We start from the raw sequence: 15,730 nt of genomic DNA on the forward strand, positions 1-15,730 counted from the left end.
ATTCGACTTTTTAGTTTTCGATTGGGTCGGGTCAAGTCTAGGCGATCATATAGAGACATTGACTCACAAAAGGACTAGATATAATCAATGTATAGAATCAAAAAAGGGGACAACAACGTCTAAGTCTCGCTTTTTCAAGACTTAGACGTTGTTACCGGGGTTAACTAGGAGTACGCTTTCACTAAATCTCCTAATCCCTCTATCTTAAAACCATTCCCCATCGCTGCCATTTTCCACTCACTACCATGTCGGTAGATTTCAGCCATCACCATTCCGGTTGCACCCTGGTATTCAGAGCCAGATAGGTTGTAACGAGCAATTTCTTGGTTATTTGAAGCATTCACCAGGCGTACAAAGGCATTTTGAACTTGTCCGAAGTCTTGTTTGCGCTTCATACATTCGTAAATGTTGACAGTAAAAACAAGCCGAGCAATATTGCCCGGAACTCGCTCTAAATCTACCACAATTTGCTCATCATCTCCGTCCCCCTCACCCGTTAAATTATCCCCCATATGGATAATACTCTTCGAAGCATGGGACAAATTTCCAAAATAGACAACGCTACCTAACTCAGATACTTTACCCGCAGCATCCAAGCATATCACCGAAGCATCGAGATCATAATCTTCGGTATTAGAAAAAACACCAAACAAACCACCTCCCGCTTTTTCTGCGACGTCCCAACCGAGTCCGCAAATTACCTTTTTTAATCCAGGTGCTTCTTTGGTTAAAGAAATTCGCTGCCCTTTTTTTAAGTTGATTCCCATATTAGTTAGACCCTACATGGTCAATTGAACGATGTCACTTGGTGTGGGGGTATGGAGGGTATTGTCGAAGACTCTAAGACTTTAAACGACTCATTTAAACGACTCATTAGATCTGGGATACCCTCCACGGTAACTCACTTTAATTGCTGTATCGATCCAGCAGAGCTTTTAGTCCACCTTGATAACCCGAACCCACAGCATTCAGTCGCCAATCACCATCTTTGCGATACATTTCTGCCATGATTAAGGCCGTTTCCGTTGAGTAATCTTCAGTCAAGTCATATCGAATGGCTTCTTGTTTCGTTTGCTCATCTACAAGACGAACGAACGCATTTTCAACCTGACCAAAATTCTGTCCTCGCTCCTCGGCTTCATGAATGGTCACGGCTACAACAATTTTTTTGATTTCGGGAGGGACTTTCTTGAAATTGACTTTGATGACCTCATCATCCCCCTCTCCTGCTCCAGTCAAATTGTCTCCTGTATAAAGAACTGATGTGTCTGGATCGGGACTGCCCGTGTTATTATAAAAAATGAAGTGATTATCGGAAATGATTTTTTCATTCGAGCCAAGCAAAAAAACAGAGGCATCTAAATCAAAATCATAGCCTGTATCCGTTGCTTTAATGTCCCAGCCTAGTCCAATAAATGCCTGAGAAAGTCCTGGAGCTACTTTTTCCAGAGAGACTCGTTGTCCTTTTTTTAATGAAACTGCCATAATTAATCGTTTCTCCTGAAGATTTCTCTATGGGTGTATTCCGAAACTTGACCGCCTACCTGTTATGCCACTCTTTTGCCACGATCTCGATCATTCATGGGTCACTCATCCTTAAGAAATGATTAAGGATTAGATTGAATGAATATTGGGGGAAGGTCGTGGACCAATCTCTACTTCTGAGATCAAAAGCGGCCTAGTTTGTACAGTATTCGGTTGATTGATTAACTGTTGTCATCTTAGGCAAAAAACTCTTGGACTGAGAAGGCTAGTTAACAAAACATAATATATAGAGACCGAGAAACTCAGGAACTGTAGTCACGAAGGCTTGATTGGGGAAATCGCGATAAATACCACGTAAACATACTGATTCCTAGGCTTTTCTCTGTATTTTTACAGAATATTTCCCTGACCCTAACGTAATGGCTACGCCCGATTATAGCGGTCTAACACCGTCAATTGATGATACAACAATGCCATTTGCGGTAAACTTGCCCCAGCGGCGGTTCCGCGACGGAGGGGAGTCCCCACAATCGCCTCAATCTCCAATGGTCGTTTGCCCTCAAAGTCCAATTTCATACTGGTTAAATAAGGAGGCATCTTTTCGGTGGTGTTTAACATCTCCTCGACAAACGCTTCGGGAATTTCTCGCCCACAAGCCTTCGCCCCCGCCACAACTTCAGCCATTAAAGAGTTCACCGCTTGACGACTGTTGTCATCAGCAATCAGGCGATCGGTTTTGGCATCTAATACCACGGATAAGCCGTTAAAGGGAATGTTCCAAACCAGTTTTTTCCAACGGGCCAGCAATAAATCCTCGTGAAATTGCATGGGAATCTCGGCCCGCTCAAAATCCTGGGCGATCGCCCGCATCCGGTCCGTCACCCCTTGCGGCCTATAATCCGGGTGATAGTCTCCGAGGGCGATCGCCCCATAATCCAAATGACGAATCTGGCCGGGGCCAACCTTATTAGAACAGATAAAACACAATCCCCCGAGAACGCGATCGCCCCCCACCCACTCCGCCACCTCATCTTCAACCCCCAACCCATTCTGCAACACCAACACCACCCCATCGGGTTTCAACAGAGGCGGTAACAACTTCCCCAACACCTGATTCTGAGTCGTTTTCAGAGCTAAAATGACCACATCACAAGCGGGCATATCGGCCACATCCCGATACGCCTGAACCTCTCCTAACTGAAAATTCCCCCCAGGAGATTCCACCGTTAACCCCCGCTGACGAATCACCTCATAATCGCTGCGGGTGAGGAAATGCACCTCCACCCCCGCTTGTTGTAGTTTCGCACCATAATAGCCGCCAATCGCGCCAGTTCCGACAATGGCGTAGCGACGGGGAGTTGAAGCCGATTGAGGAAACGATGCCATAACTTAGTCCGATTGCAGTCTATTGAAAGCCTTGTTGCCAAACTCCAATATAAACGTGGGTGTCGCTTTCCCAAAAGATGACTCCCTCCATCGCCGCCAGTTGGAAGCGGTACTCTGAGATCTCCCCTTCCCAGACGCGGTGAAATCCCAACTCGATCGCCTCATTGAGTTGACAGCCCAACATACTATCCAAGGTGGACAACACCAGAGGCAATTCTAAGCTGTGGTGAAATGAGGCTTCAGTCTGCCGTAAGACATTGGATTTATCATCAAACAAAAATCCCAGACTGACCTGATTGGGAATTAGATAATACACCAGGGCTGTACTGTTGCCCCAATACCCCCGTTGTACAGCCGCCGGAGATCCAATCATCCGTTCAACCTGGGGTTTAGACGTTCCCGGCTGAAACCCCGGTAACCCGAAGCCACTCGGTTCTTCCTCACAATGCAGTTGTTGAGGCACAACCTGGGGAATCCGCTCCCCTGGCGACTCGGTGGTTCTCACGGCCCCCAATTGACTCGACTCTCGGGCCATCCAGGATGGAGCCATCAGTAGCCCCATGACGATCGCCCAACCCATCACACCCCGATAATACCGATCGTTTACCCGCATACTCTCTGGAGTTTGGTTAAATTAAGAGACTCTCAAACCCATCCTGTTGTCCGGTTCTGGACACAGTGATTTTCCTTATTTTAAGGCCGTTAATCCCTATTTTTCAGCGTGAGGTGACAGCATGGGGCGACCCAACACCGGTCACAAATTCAGCGAGTCAATTCAGCTAAACATTCACCCCAGCATCACCTTTTGACCTCCAAAATACTTGACGAAAATCACATTTTATGCTAAAAGAAGTGAGCAATGTTGACCATTTCGATACCGTCTGACCCGATAATTGTCGCCACGTGTCTTCCCCAACCCTCAACTATCTAATTATCGATGACCTTGAACAGCCCCCAGCGCAACGGGTGGGAACCTTAGTGCGCCTATCTGGGCGACGGGATAGTCCCAAAACCCGTCAAGGGGCGATCGAACTCGTGCGAAAATTGTGGGAAGAGGATTTACTTCCCGCCGATCGCTTTGCCAACGGAATTCATCAAGACTCAATTATGGCCGTCTCCGAACCCACCGATACTCAAACCCTCCTTCCCGTCGAACGAGGCGCCCAGGAACTCTGTCAACTCCTGAGCCTACAAGTCACCCACCAACAAACCTGTCAGGAAGCACGTCCCCTGGTTAGCCTCGTGCAAGCCGTACTCGACAACGAGCGATCGCTCAGCCCCGAAGAACTCGAACTGGCCAGCGATCGCAAAACCGGCAAACTTCTGCAAAAAGTCGCCAGTAGCCACGCCGAACTGAGCCGCTTCCGCGACTCCATGAGCGGCGACGCGCGACTGATCCTAGAAATTATCCGCGCCGAAACGCCGGGAGATGTCGCCATCGAATCCCCCGAAAGCGTCACCAACGGCGCCAGCAAAACCAGCAAGGCTTAACCCCCCCCTAAACCGAGAGTTTGGGGCTACGAGTATGCCACAGCGTCGCCTGTTCATAAGCATTCGCAATCTCTAGGAGTCGTTCCTCCTGAAGCACATTGCCAATCATCTGCATCCCAATCGGCAACCCTTGACCATCAAAACCACAGGGAAGACTCAACGCCGGTAATCCCGCCAAATTCACCGGAATCGTCATCAAATCCGACAGATACATACTCAAGGGATCATCCGTCTTCTCCCCCGCCTTAAAGGCCGTCGTTGGCGAGGTGGGGGTAATTAACACATCCGCCTGAGCAAACGCCTTCTGGAAATCTTGACAAATCAACGTCCGTACCTTCTGAGCCTTGAGATAATAGGCATCATAATAGCCCGCTGAGAGAGCATACGTCCCAATCACAATGCGGCGTTTGACTTCCGGGCCAAACCCTTGAGCGCGAGTTTTCTCGTACATCTCCAGCAGATTATCGGCATCTTCGACTCGTAAGCCGTACTTCACCCCGTCATAGCGGGCTAAGTTGGCCGAGGCCTCCGAGGGAGCAATAATGTAATAAGTGGGTAGGCCATAACTAAAGGTGGGGCAGGAAATTACAGAAATCTCCGTTCCCAACTCTTGCAACACCTCGATCGCCGCTTTAACGGCTGTTTCCACCTCAGGATCGAGGCCCTTACCAAAGGTTTCTTGAATAATCCCCACCCGTAACCGTCCTTTCGGCTTGAGGTTGGGTTTCACGGCCCGGGAGTAATGGGGAATATCCACCTTGAGACTGGTGGAGTCACGGGGATCATAGCCGGCGATCGCCTCCAACAGCGTCGCCGCATCCTCGACGGTGCGCCCAAACGGACCAATTTGATCCAACGACGAGGCGTAGGCCACTAAACCATAGCGCGAGACCAAACCATAAGTGGGTTTCATCCCCACCACCCCGCAGAACGAGGCCGGTTGACGAATGGAGCCGCCCGTATCCGAGCCTAACGCGACCACCGCTTCATCGGCCGCCACAGCCGCCGCTGAACCGCCAGACGAGCCACCGGGAACCCGAGAGATATCCCAGGGATTCGCCGTCACCTGATAGGCTGAGTTCTCCGTCGAACTCCCCATAGCGAACTCATCTAAATTGGTTTTACCCAACAAAACCGCCCCCGCTGCTTCTAGCTTCTCAATGACTGTGGCATTGTAGGGGGGAACGTAGTTTTCTAAAATCCGAGAACCGCAGGTGGTGGGAACCCCACGCATACAGAGATTATCCTTAATCGCGATGGGAATCCCCTCAAGCAGTCCAATGGACTCCCCCGCCGCGATTTTGGCATCCACTCGCCGCGCCTGGGCGATCGCCGCTTCAGCCGTCACGTGGAGAAAGCTGTGAAGTTGCGGTTCCAACGCATCAATGCGATCAAGGGTTTCCTGGGTCATTTCAACCGCAGATCGCTCTTTATTAATCAATTCTCGGTGCAACTCACGAATGGATGCCATGCACGAACCTCTACCTTAGCGTGGACTTAAAAAACAAAAGTGATACCACTGTACTGTAACTCAGAGGATGTCCCCTAGCCACATCGCGGTTAATCTTCATCGAGGGGCAAGCCCATGCGAACTTTCCCCTTACCGAAATAGCGACCGAACTGAAGTTCATAGACTTCATCTTCATCCTGGGTCTCGACCTCGATATCCGAACGAGGATAACTGACACAGAGGAGAGCATAGCCTTTTTTCTGGAGGGCCGGCGACAGGCCCATGGCCTCAGGTTGGTACAATTCCCCCGAGATTACCCGCACGGCGCACGTCGTACAAGCGCCGTTACGACAGGAGAACGGTAAATCGACCCCCTGGTTTTCCGCCGATTGCAGAATATAGCGATCTTCAGGAACCGTGACGGTGTAGTCTTTACCGTTTTGGCGATCGTGAATGCGAATTTGATGGGTACGAGTCATAGATTCGGCTGGGTTAGTTGGCTGGGTTAGTTAGCTAGGTTAGTTAGCTAGGTTAGTTAGCTAGGTTAGTTAGCTCGGACAAGAGATTGGATCATCTCGGCGTGACGCGATCGCATCTCACCAGACCATCTGTTGTCCAATCTGAGCTTAGGGCAAAGTGGTGGGACACTACAACTGCATCGCTAGGCGCTCATTCTACCCCATCGAGGCTTAGACCCCGCTGGCCGGGGAGGTTAGGCGGCGATCGCCCAAACCTCGCCCAAATTTTTCGCCAAAACTCGCCAAAGGGCTTGGCGATCGCCAAAATCTCTGTTAAGATAGGAAAGCTTTGACTGAAAAACTCAATACAGTCTCTGAGGAGAGGTGGCCGAGCGGTTTAAGGCGCAGCACTGGAAATGCTGTTTAGGGGCAACTCTAACGAGGGTTCGAATCCCTCCCTCTCCGTTCTCAAAGAAAAGACGCACCATTTGGTGCGTCTTTTCTTTGTTTCTGGCTGTTCTACAAAAGCTTTAACCCTTACGGGCCAGCATCATCCGCTCTAAACTCAAGGCCACCACGCCAGCCGTAACCACTAACATTCCAAAAATTTGGTTACCTGTTAATTGCTCACCAATTAAGAAGAAACCCAACAACGCCGTCATCACCGGACCCGTTGCCCCAACAATCGACGCCAGAGAAGCCCCGGCATAGCGGATGGCAAAGTTGTTGAGAACATAGCTAATTAGGGTCAGCAGGCCCAGCCAGAACCCGCCCCCAAGCAGGCCACCAATGTTCTGAGTCGGCAAGCTCATCGTCGCATCCAAACGCTCAACCACCACCAAGCCAACAAAGGAAAAGACAAAAACACAGACAAAATTGGCAAAGCTAAAGGAAATCGGGTGTAGTTGTTTCGAGGCAATCTGAGTCAGCAACACATATCCCGCAAAGGCCACCCCTGATCCTAACGCCGTCAAACTCCCCAAAACTAACCCCCCACCGGCTAATCCTCCTGAGAAAATCGTAAAAATTCCGGGAACAGCCGATAAGCTACCGATGAGAATAACAGCCATAATAACGGCTCGGGTTATGGTGGGTCGGGCACCAAAAAGGAACCAAGCCCCCAACACAGTGACAATGGGGAAAATGAAGAATAGAGTAATCGCTACCGCTGTGGGAATGTTACCGATCGCAATATAAATCAAAACCTGTGAGGCAAACAGAGCCACACCACTCCAAACCACCTGATATTGCAGACGGCGGTTTTCAGGCCGTTGAAAGTCCTTCAGTTCTTGCCACCATTGCGGATATAGCTGCATCGCCACCAAGGGCATCAACACAACCACCACCACCATCCGCATAAACAGAATCAGCATGGAGTTGCCCAAACTCGGGGAAATAATCCCTCCCCAAGTCACCCCTCCCCCGATTAGTTCCAGAATAGTCTGTTCACTGAGAATCACCCGGATGCTGACATTAAACAGAGACAACACCGCCGAGTACAGCAGAGCCAGAATCAGTCCCGTTTGGACTTGAGAGGCGGGTTTAGGCGCGGGCGGCGGCGGTGCATCATTGGGGATTGGCTGATTCTCATCGACCTCTGACTCTAGGGCCTCGGGGGTGGGAACCGGAGGTGTCGGAACCAGGTTGTTGTCTTCCGTCGAGGGGGGTGGAGAATCGCTCGCAGGAGCCGAGGATTCAATGCTAGGCGCTTCTGCGGCCCCATTTCGGTAGGCCTGAGGAGGCCGGCTCGGTCCGGTGGGTTGGCTGGCCTCGTCTCGTAATTCCTGGCCTAAACGACTGACGAGGGTATCGAGGAGCGCTTCCCCTTGTTGTTGTAGATTGTCGAGTTGATGCAGAGATTGCCAGAGATCGCTGCGGTAGTTGCCCAGTTCCTGGCTCAGTCCTCGATAGGTTTGGTGGAAACGGCTATCGACGGAATCTCGCAGGCGATCGCCCTCACTTAAGGACCCTAAGGGACGATTGGGCGGGAGTTGGCGGGCCGCCAGTTCCTCGACGCGAGCTGAGAGCCGTTCTTCGAGACTGGCCGCCACCAGTTGCGCCAGTTGTTGCACCCACACCTGACGCTCATCGTCTGATTCACTCAGCGCGGGGGGACGTTGGCCGGGAGAGAGTTGTTGATAGCGATCTTGCAGTTGGCTGATGTCATCTAGCAGTCGCGTTTTCTCCGCTTGCAGACGGCTGACATCTCGCGTCAGTTGCACGATGAGATCCTGTTGCAGATGTTTGAGATCCTGAGTCAGCTCAGTTAATACGGTTTCGACCGAGCGATCGCCGAGACCGTCGGGGTTGGTCAATCGCGTTTCCCTTTGCTCCATAAGTCCTGAGTCCTTCCTCTCTCCTATCAATTCACTGGCGATCGCCAAAAGAACGGTGTGATGGCTCCATTGCCCTCCGCTCGCTCGATCGGCTTGCCCAACATCTTAAACGGTCTTTTGCCTCGATTGAAAGGGTATTTTCACTTCTTCTGACGTGAATCCCGCCCCTGGCCTCTTTTTCTGAACCCTAGATACAAAAAAGGCGCGGCTATTGAGTGAAGCCACGCCCAAACGGTTGAGTTTCGGTTGAATTTAAAGGATGTTTACTAAAACAGGTTTTGATTAAGGGACGGTTAAGACCCTGGTTCTAGTTTAGTCTAAATTTTTGTAAAAAACCATCCTTTAAATATCGAATTATGTTATAGGTCTCATGACGTTTCCCTATAGTCATGCCAGTCTCAATCCTCAGATTGGCTTAAATCCTCAATATCTCTGAAAATTGTCTGGAAAGTCGGAAAGTTGCTCAAGATGCCGGATAATCATCTGAGGTAAGCCGCGATGTAGAGTAATCCGACCCCGAACATAGGCATAGCCTCGACCACGGCCAGCATAACGATTCAAGACTAAGCGCACCAACGCCTCCCCATCGGGGTTCGAAGCGGTAGGAATCCAAAACTTGAGAGGACATAGACGAGATCCCGTAAAAATAATCGCACCCCCTTCAACCTGCTTACGGATTCCACCTTGGAGATCACAAAACACCGTCACATCTCGGCCATCCTCGATCGCCTGCAACACCTGAGAATAGTCTAACTGCACCGAAATCGCGCCCGAGGCGGCTCCCCAGCGGCGAAAATCCTCAATAATCGCCGCCCGATAAGCCCACCAGGCCGAGAGACTACAATAGTTCCGAGAAGCCCCATGAGCGTTCACCTGAGGATTCCAGATTTTGCGCTGATGGGCCTGGGCTTCAAATTCAGCCAGCGTAAACGCCGTATCATACAAACGCGATCGCCCATACTTCGTAAAATAGGGACTCCAGCCCTGTTTGATCGTAAACAAGTTGTAATGGCTATCCCCCCGATGAACATAGCAAACTAGGCGGCTACAATTGCCACGATGCCACCGTAAACAGTCCTCTGGGGAATCATCTGTGTCAAACTCCAAATCCACCTGACAGAGATCGCCATTGGCTTGACTAAAATACTGATGGGCCATGTTATCGGCGGCAATCCCAGCCTCCGTCACAGGTTTGGCCGTCTCCGGCGCAGGATGGAGACTGCTTTCTTCGGTGTCCACGCAAATTAAACGAACAAACTCCTCCTGTTCGTCAATTTTGACCTTCAGCGTGTCGCCATCAATCACCTCAGTCACCTGGATATCTCGCAGCTTCGTTCCCACGTCGCTCTCGGTTCCCTCGCTAGTCGCTCAAGCGTACAAACTTTTTCTTGCCAACCTGTAAGACCTTACCGGCCAAATCCACCGCTGACTCAAAACTGGCATTAACCTCCGTGATGCGATCGCCATCTAAACGCACCGCACCCCCCTGAATTTGGCGGCGGCCCTCACCACTACTCTGACAGAGTCCACTGGCCCCTAGGATGTAAAACAGTTTGGCCGGAAACTCCACCCCTGACAAGGAAAACTCCGGCACCGCGTCAGCACCTGTTGACATATCGCCCCCGACGAGGGACATCGCGGCCTGTTGCGCCTCTTGCGCCGCCGCCTGACCATGATATTGAGCCACAATATCTAAGGCCAAAGATTTTTGGCGTTCCCGAGGATTCTCGGGAAGTTGCTCCAACGGCTGCTTCGTCAGGAGTTCAAAATACTGGTTAATCTGAGAATCCGCCGTTTTTTCCAACTTGGAATACATCGACAGCGCATCCTCTTGCAACCCCACGTAGTTATTGAGAGACTTGGACATTTTCTGCACCCCATCGGTGCCGATCAAAATCGGCAGCAGTAGGCCAAACTGCGGCGTTTTGCCAAAATGTCGTTGTAAATCGCGACCGACAGCTAAATTAAACTTCTGATCCGTCCCTCCGAGTTCAACATCCGCATCAATCGCCACCGAATCATAGCCTTGCATCAAAGGATAGAGAAATTCATGCAAATAAATCGGATTTCCGGCATCATAGCGCAAGGAAAAGCCCTCTTTGGCTAACATCTGCCCAACAGTCATCGTGGCTAATAACTCCAGGATTTTCGATAAATCCAAATCACCCAGCCATTGCGAGTTATAGTGAATTTCTAAGCGGCCGGGGGTATCAAAATCTAAAATCGGTCGCAGTTGTTGCAAATAGGTTTCGGCGTTTTCCTTCACCTGTTGGGCCGTCAGTTGGCGGCGCACCTCAGATTTGCCCGTGGGATCACCAATGCGAGCGGTAAAATCGCCAATAATCAGAACCGCCGTATGGCCAGCATCCTGAAACGCCCGCATTTTCCGGAAAGGGATACTATGTCCTAAGTGTAAGTCCGAGCCAGTGGGGTCAATGCCGAGCTTGACTCGCAAAGGGCGATCGCAACGAGTGAGCAAAACCTCCAGGTTTTCCCGTTCATCCGTGGAGTCAGGACGATTGGGAAAAATCTCCTCCGTTCCTCGATGTAGCCAAGATAAATCAGGGGTCATAGCAAATGGGCAAGGAAAAATCGCGCCTTAGTAGTGATGAGGTGGCTATAATAGCAGACCAGATGGGCCAACTTGAAATTCCCATCTAGGGAACCCCGACCCCTCATTGTTGCCCAGAGTCGAATCCTCTGTGTTTTAATCCAGTTCCCATACGGTAGAGTCCCATAGTGTAGAGTATGTCCAGTCCCCCCTCTTTTGGGTTATCGCCCTAGAGTTAAATCCATCGCGATCGCGCGATCGCCACTCGACCGGTTCCCATGCAACCGAACTAGACCGTTCTCAAAACAAACGTTGGTAAGGAAGGCGCTTTGTGTCAGGTAACACCATTCGGCAAAATCGAAACCAGAAAACCCAAGTCCCCATGCAACTGTTTCGCTTCGTGCAAGCCGTTGGCAAGGTCACCGCTAGCACCCTTCTCGGAACCACACTTCTCGGGAGTTCGGTGGTCGCCGGGGGATTAGTAGGACTGGCTATTAGTTTCCGCAACCTCCCCGATGTGCGGGTGTTGCGTAGCTATATGCCGACGGAAACTAGCCATATTTACGATATCAATGGCGAGCTACTCCTCAGTATCCATGATGAGGCCAACCGGGAAGTCATCCCCTTCGAGGACATCTCCAACAACCTCAAACTGGCGGTCTTGGCCATTGAAGATAGCCATTTCCTCGTCCACCAGGGGATTAACCCTGGTGCGGTGATTCGGGCCGCTTTGGCCAACTTAGAGTCAGGCGAAACCGTCGAAGGTGCATCCACTCTGACAATGCAGTTGGTGAAAAACCTGTTTCTGACCCCGGAACGGGAATTTAGCCGCAAAGTCGCCGAAGCGGTTTTAGCTATCCGCCTCGAACAGATTTTAGATAAAAACGAACTGCTCGAACTGTATCTCAACCAGGTCTACTGGGGTCACAACCTCTATGGAGCAGAAACCGCCGCTCAGAGTTATTTCAACAAATCAGCGCGTGATTTGACCCTAGCCGAAGCCGCGATGATGGCCGGCTTAATTCAATCCCCCGAAAGCTATAGTCCCTTTACCGACTATCAACTGGCCAAACGGCAACAGGCGATCGTCCTCAACCGGATGGTGGCATTAAAATGGATCACCCCTGAAGAAGCCCAGGAAGCCCGAGAACAACCGATTCGCCTCGGTAATATTTCGTCATTCTCCTCAAGCATCTCCCCCTATGTGACGGGAGCGGTGGTCGATGAATTGACCGAACGGTTTGGACGCGAAACTCTCAGTAAAGGCGGAATGCGTGTGCAAACCACCGTTGACCTCAGCACTCAACGGATGGCCGAGCAAACCGTCAAAGATTGGCATACTCGCCTGTTCAATCAAGGACTCTACCGAGATTTTGAACAGGGACAGTTGGCACTAGCCGCCGTTGACCCACGCACGAACTTTGTCAAGGCGATCGTGGGGGGATATGACTATACTCAGAGTCAGTTTAACCGGGCAACCCAGGCCCAACGACAACCGGGTTCAGCCTTTAAACCCTTGGTTTACTACACAGCCTTTGCCACCGGCAATTATGGACCCGAGAGCATCGTCAGTGATACTCAGGTCAGTTATCCCGACGGTGACGGACTATACACCCCCCGTAACTATGGGGGCGGGTTTTCCGGCGCGGTCAGCATTCGCAAAGCCATTGAAGTGTCTCTGAACATTCCCGCCGTGACCCTTGGCCAGGAAATTGGCTTAAATCGCGTGATTGAAGTGTCGCGGCTGTTGGGAATTGAAAGTCCAATTGACCCGGTGATTTCTCTTCCTCTGGGATCTGTTGACTTAACGCCGCTGGAAATGGCGGGGGCCTTTGCCAGCTTTGCTAGCAACGGTTGGCGCTCCGATACCACCCTAATTGCTCAAGTCACCGACAGTAAGGGGAATGTCATGTTAGACAACACCCCCAGACCTCGCTTAGTCTTAGATCCTTGGGCAACGGCCGCCCTGACGGATACCCTGCAAGGGGTCATCAATCAAGGGACAGCAACATCGGCGAAACTCGATCGCCCAGCGGCCGGAAAGACCGGAACCACCTCATCTCAGCGGGATATTTGGTTTGTGGGCTATGTGCCGCAACTGTCTGTCGCCGTTTGGGCTGGCCATGACAACAATGTGCCACTCTCCTATGGGGCAACCGGAGGCGGATTTGTGGCGCCCGTCTGGCGCGATTTCATGCAGAAGTACTTAGCGGATGAGCCGGTTGAGAACTTCCGTTCCCCGGCTGAGTTTGACCGTCCCTAGGGCTGTTGTTGCAGTTCGGCTTTCATGCGTTCGAGAGTCTCGTGCATCCGGTCGAACATCTGTTGGGGGGTGATGCCAAACTGATTGAGTTGGGTGTTGAGTTGTTGGACCGTCATTTGGGCCATGAAGTCCTCAGATAGCTCAAACCGCTTCATGAACACGCGGTAGCGTTCCATCATCTCTTCCATCCGCTCGATGTATTGTTTTTTACCCTCGCGGTCAAATTTGCCATACTTGCTGCCAATTTCTACCAGAGACTGGTAGTCTTCAAAGAGTTGTTTGGCTTCTTGTTGAACAATCTCAGAATCAAAAAAACCCATGTTTAATGCCCTTGATATAACTCACGGTGTGACGTCTGCCGTCATTGGGTTTGGCAAGGTTGGCCAAGATCTGACCGATCGTGCGAAAACGCTAAGGCTGAACCCAATCTGATTTATATCTTAAAACAGCCCTGTTGCCCTTGACTATGGGCGCAGGTCGGGAAAACCCAACCCCTGACTCAGAAAGGAGTCAGTTTCAATCATTATGACTGGTTATGGATTAGCCTTACATACGACAACAGCGCGGCTCGGTTTAGCTGTGAGTCAAGGACTGTCGTCTCACCCCAAGGCGCGCGCCCAAACCTGGCCCCTGGGGCGATCGCTCTCGTCGGAGTTACATGGGTATCTGAGGGAGTTTATGCCACCTGGAGGCTGGCAGGATTTGACCTTTTTGGCCGTTGCTAAAGGGCCGGGAAGCTTCACGGGAACCCGTATTGGTTTGGTGACGGCCCGCACGTTGGCTCAACAGCTTGAGATTCCTTTATTTGCTCGCTCAAGTCTGGAAGTGATGGCCGAGTACCGCCGTCAGCAGGACCCAAGCATCCCCTCGGACTGCGATTTGGCGATACAGTTAATGGCATCTCGGGGACAACTGTTTACAGCCATCTATAAACCGGCCCGCAAGGGACAAGGATTAACGACGTTAGTTACGGATACCGCCCGCAGTTTTGAGGATTGGACGGCCCTATTAGATCAATGGCGATCGCCCTACTACCTCATCAAAGCTGATGAAGACGAACTCGCAGATTCCATCACTAGCCTTCTCGATTTAGCCTACCAAAACTACCAGGAAGGACGCCGCCCCTCCTGGTTCCAAGCCCTACCGTTCTACGGACAACATCCCGTCGAACGGTAATCTGTGGTTGATTCGCCACAGCTCCCTAAGCTACTCAGTCTCAACGGCTTGGGCGACTTGCATTTGGTTAATTAGATCATTGAGGGCCAGTTCGAGTTGGCGGCCGGGATCAAGATGAACCCAACCTTGTTCAGTCAGTTGTTTGACCTCAAAGTGCAAGTGAGGACCCGTCGAGTAACCCGTATTCCCAACCCGGCCAATCACTTGCCCTTGATGCACCTCTTGGCCGGGACGCACCAGTAACTCAGATAAGTGAGCATAGAGGGTTTCCGCCGTTCCTTCATTGTGTTCGAGGATCACCGTTAACCCATAGCCCCCTAACATCTCGGCCCTGGAAACCTTGCCGGAAAACGCGGCTAACACGGGGGTTCCCGTGGCCGCCGCCACGTCGGTGCCAGCGTGGAAGCGACGCACACCGGCGATGGGGTGATGTCGCCAACCGAAGAAGGAGGTAATGGGAGCGGGAATCGAGAGGGGGAAGATCAGACGGCGATCGCGGGTCCGGAAGCTCCGTTCTAGGGGTTGAATCGCCATATCCCGCAGCAGTTGCGCTTCCATCTGGGCATAACTGGTATCAACGGAGGGGATACGGTTGGCATTGTTGGTGACTTGGCTGCCGCTGCTGGGTTGAGAACTGGCGGTAAATGCGCTTGAGGCCGGAACGGGAGCGGAGTTCCCTCGATCGCCTGGAGATGAAGGGGCCGCTGGCGCCCGATTGTCTGAGGCGACTTGCGGTTGGGGCAGGTTCGTCGGTGAACTCGGTTGGGGTTGAGCCTGAGTGGGGCGACAGAGTTGCCCACGGACTCGCCCACTAACGCGGGCTTCACAACCGCTGGAGCGTTCTTCAAAGACGACCACTTGGGAATCTTGAGAGGTGGTCGCCCCTAGGCTGTAGTCGGTGTCGTCGATGTAGCTATGTTGGGGAGGTAAGTTGGGGCGATCGAGTTGAGGGCGATCGAGTTGGGGCTGATTTAGGGATTCGGGCGGGGCGATCGATTCCCGTTGAGGCTGCCCCTCAAAGACGGCATCGGGAGAAACTCCTTGATGCTGTTCGGGGACTTTCTCCGGCTCAGGAGTTTCTCGGGGAGAGGCGGTTGGGGCTTCGACGGGTGCTTCGACAGGTGCTTCAACGGG

The 15,730-nt window shown here is 51.7% G+C and carries 14 protein-coding genes and 1 tRNA gene; 4 read left to right on the top strand and 11 right to left on the bottom strand.

Annotation, left to right across the window (positions count from 1 at the left end; translation table 11 throughout):
* Positions 1-164: 164 nt before the first annotated feature.
* The 4 genes from R6U67_RS00005 to R6U67_RS00020 form a co-directional block, all read right to left on the bottom strand.
* A complete protein-coding gene (locus R6U67_RS00005) occupies positions 165-767 on the bottom strand; it encodes a TerD family protein (RefSeq protein ID WP_410250632.1) in 603 nt (200 codons plus the stop codon).
* A 139-nt stretch (positions 768-906) separates the two neighbouring features.
* Positions 907-1,485 carry a TerD family protein gene (locus R6U67_RS00010; protein WP_410250633.1) on the bottom strand — a complete coding sequence of 193 codons (579 nt, stop codon included), beginning with the start codon at positions 1,483-1,485 and terminating at the stop codon, positions 907-909.
* 423 nt (positions 1,486-1,908) lie between these two features.
* Positions 1,909-2,871, bottom strand: a complete 963-nt coding sequence (locus R6U67_RS00015) for a putative 2-dehydropantoate 2-reductase (RefSeq protein ID WP_410250634.1) — start codon at positions 2,869-2,871, stop codon at positions 1,909-1,911.
* 19 nt (positions 2,872-2,890) lie between these two features.
* Entirely contained in the window at positions 2,891-3,484 is a 594-nt protein-coding gene (locus R6U67_RS00020) for a hypothetical protein (protein WP_410250635.1), read from the bottom strand.
* 290 nt (positions 3,485-3,774) lie between these two features.
* Here R6U67_RS00020 and R6U67_RS00025 point away from each other — a divergent pair, with 290 nt between their 5' ends.
* A complete protein-coding gene (locus R6U67_RS00025) occupies positions 3,775-4,362 on the top strand; it encodes a hypothetical protein (protein ID WP_410250636.1) in 588 nt (195 codons plus the stop codon).
* Positions 4,363-4,369: 7 nt separating this feature from the next.
* Here the strand turns inward: R6U67_RS00025 and gatA are convergent, their stop codons facing one another.
* Together gatA and R6U67_RS00035 are read right to left on the bottom strand one after the other, a co-directional pair.
* On the bottom strand, positions 4,370-5,833 hold the full coding sequence (gatA, locus tag R6U67_RS00030) for an Asp-tRNA(Asn)/Glu-tRNA(Gln) amidotransferase subunit GatA (protein WP_410250637.1): 1,464 nt from the start codon (positions 5,831-5,833) through the stop codon (positions 4,370-4,372).
* A gap of 89 nt (positions 5,834-5,922) precedes the next feature.
* Complete coding sequence (locus tag R6U67_RS00035; RefSeq protein ID WP_068787846.1) at positions 5,923-6,291, bottom strand: 2Fe-2S iron-sulfur cluster-binding protein; 369 nt, start codon at positions 6,289-6,291, stop codon at positions 5,923-5,925.
* A 357-nt stretch (positions 6,292-6,648) separates the two neighbouring features.
* Between R6U67_RS00035 and R6U67_RS00040 the strand changes: the two genes are divergently transcribed.
* Positions 6,649-6,735, top strand: a tRNA-Ser gene (locus tag R6U67_RS00040).
* Between the two features lie 65 nt (positions 6,736-6,800).
* Here the strand turns inward: R6U67_RS00040 and R6U67_RS00045 are convergent.
* From R6U67_RS00045 to tyrS, 3 genes are all read right to left on the bottom strand, one after another.
* The gene (locus R6U67_RS00045) at positions 6,801-8,606 is read right to left on the bottom strand and encodes an EamA family transporter (RefSeq protein WP_410250638.1); all 1,806 of its coding nucleotides are present in this window, start codon (positions 8,604-8,606) and stop codon (positions 6,801-6,803) included.
* Between the two features lie 423 nt (positions 8,607-9,029).
* Positions 9,030-9,947 carry a thermonuclease family protein gene (locus tag R6U67_RS00050; protein WP_410250639.1) on the bottom strand — a complete coding sequence of 306 codons (918 nt, stop codon included), beginning with the start codon at positions 9,945-9,947 and terminating at the stop codon, positions 9,030-9,032.
* 19 nt (positions 9,948-9,966) lie between these two features.
* Positions 9,967-11,178, bottom strand: a complete 1,212-nt coding sequence (gene tyrS / locus R6U67_RS00055; protein WP_410250640.1) for a tyrosine--tRNA ligase — start codon at positions 11,176-11,178, stop codon at positions 9,967-9,969.
* A gap of 310 nt (positions 11,179-11,488) precedes the next feature.
* Between tyrS and R6U67_RS00060 the strand changes: the two genes are divergently transcribed.
* On the top strand, positions 11,489-13,420 hold the full coding sequence (locus tag R6U67_RS00060) for a transglycosylase domain-containing protein (RefSeq protein WP_410250641.1): 1,932 nt from the start codon (positions 11,489-11,491) through the stop codon (positions 13,418-13,420).
* Here the strand turns inward: R6U67_RS00060 and R6U67_RS00065 are convergent.
* Positions 13,417-13,740, bottom strand: coding sequence for a DUF1825 family protein (locus tag R6U67_RS00065; RefSeq protein ID WP_410250642.1), 324 nt, complete (start codon positions 13,738-13,740; stop codon positions 13,417-13,419). The genes R6U67_RS00060 and R6U67_RS00065 overlap by 4 nt on opposite strands.
* A gap of 205 nt (positions 13,741-13,945) precedes the next feature.
* On the opposite strand from R6U67_RS00065, the gene tsaB reads away from it, so the two are divergent.
* Complete coding sequence (gene tsaB / locus R6U67_RS00070) at positions 13,946-14,596, top strand: tRNA (adenosine(37)-N6)-threonylcarbamoyltransferase complex dimerization subunit type 1 TsaB (RefSeq protein WP_410250643.1); 651 nt, start codon at positions 13,946-13,948, stop codon at positions 14,594-14,596.
* Positions 14,597-14,626: 30 nt separating this feature from the next.
* Here tsaB and R6U67_RS00075 read toward each other — a convergent pair.
* The coding region (locus R6U67_RS00075) for a peptidoglycan DD-metalloendopeptidase family protein (protein WP_410250644.1) at positions 14,627-15,730 on the bottom strand (1,104 nt) is incomplete at its 5' end.

It is taken from the genome of Sodalinema sp. (assembly GCF_046483825.1).
Taxonomy (GTDB): domain Bacteria; phylum Cyanobacteriota; class Cyanobacteriia; order Cyanobacteriales; family Geitlerinemataceae; genus Sodalinema.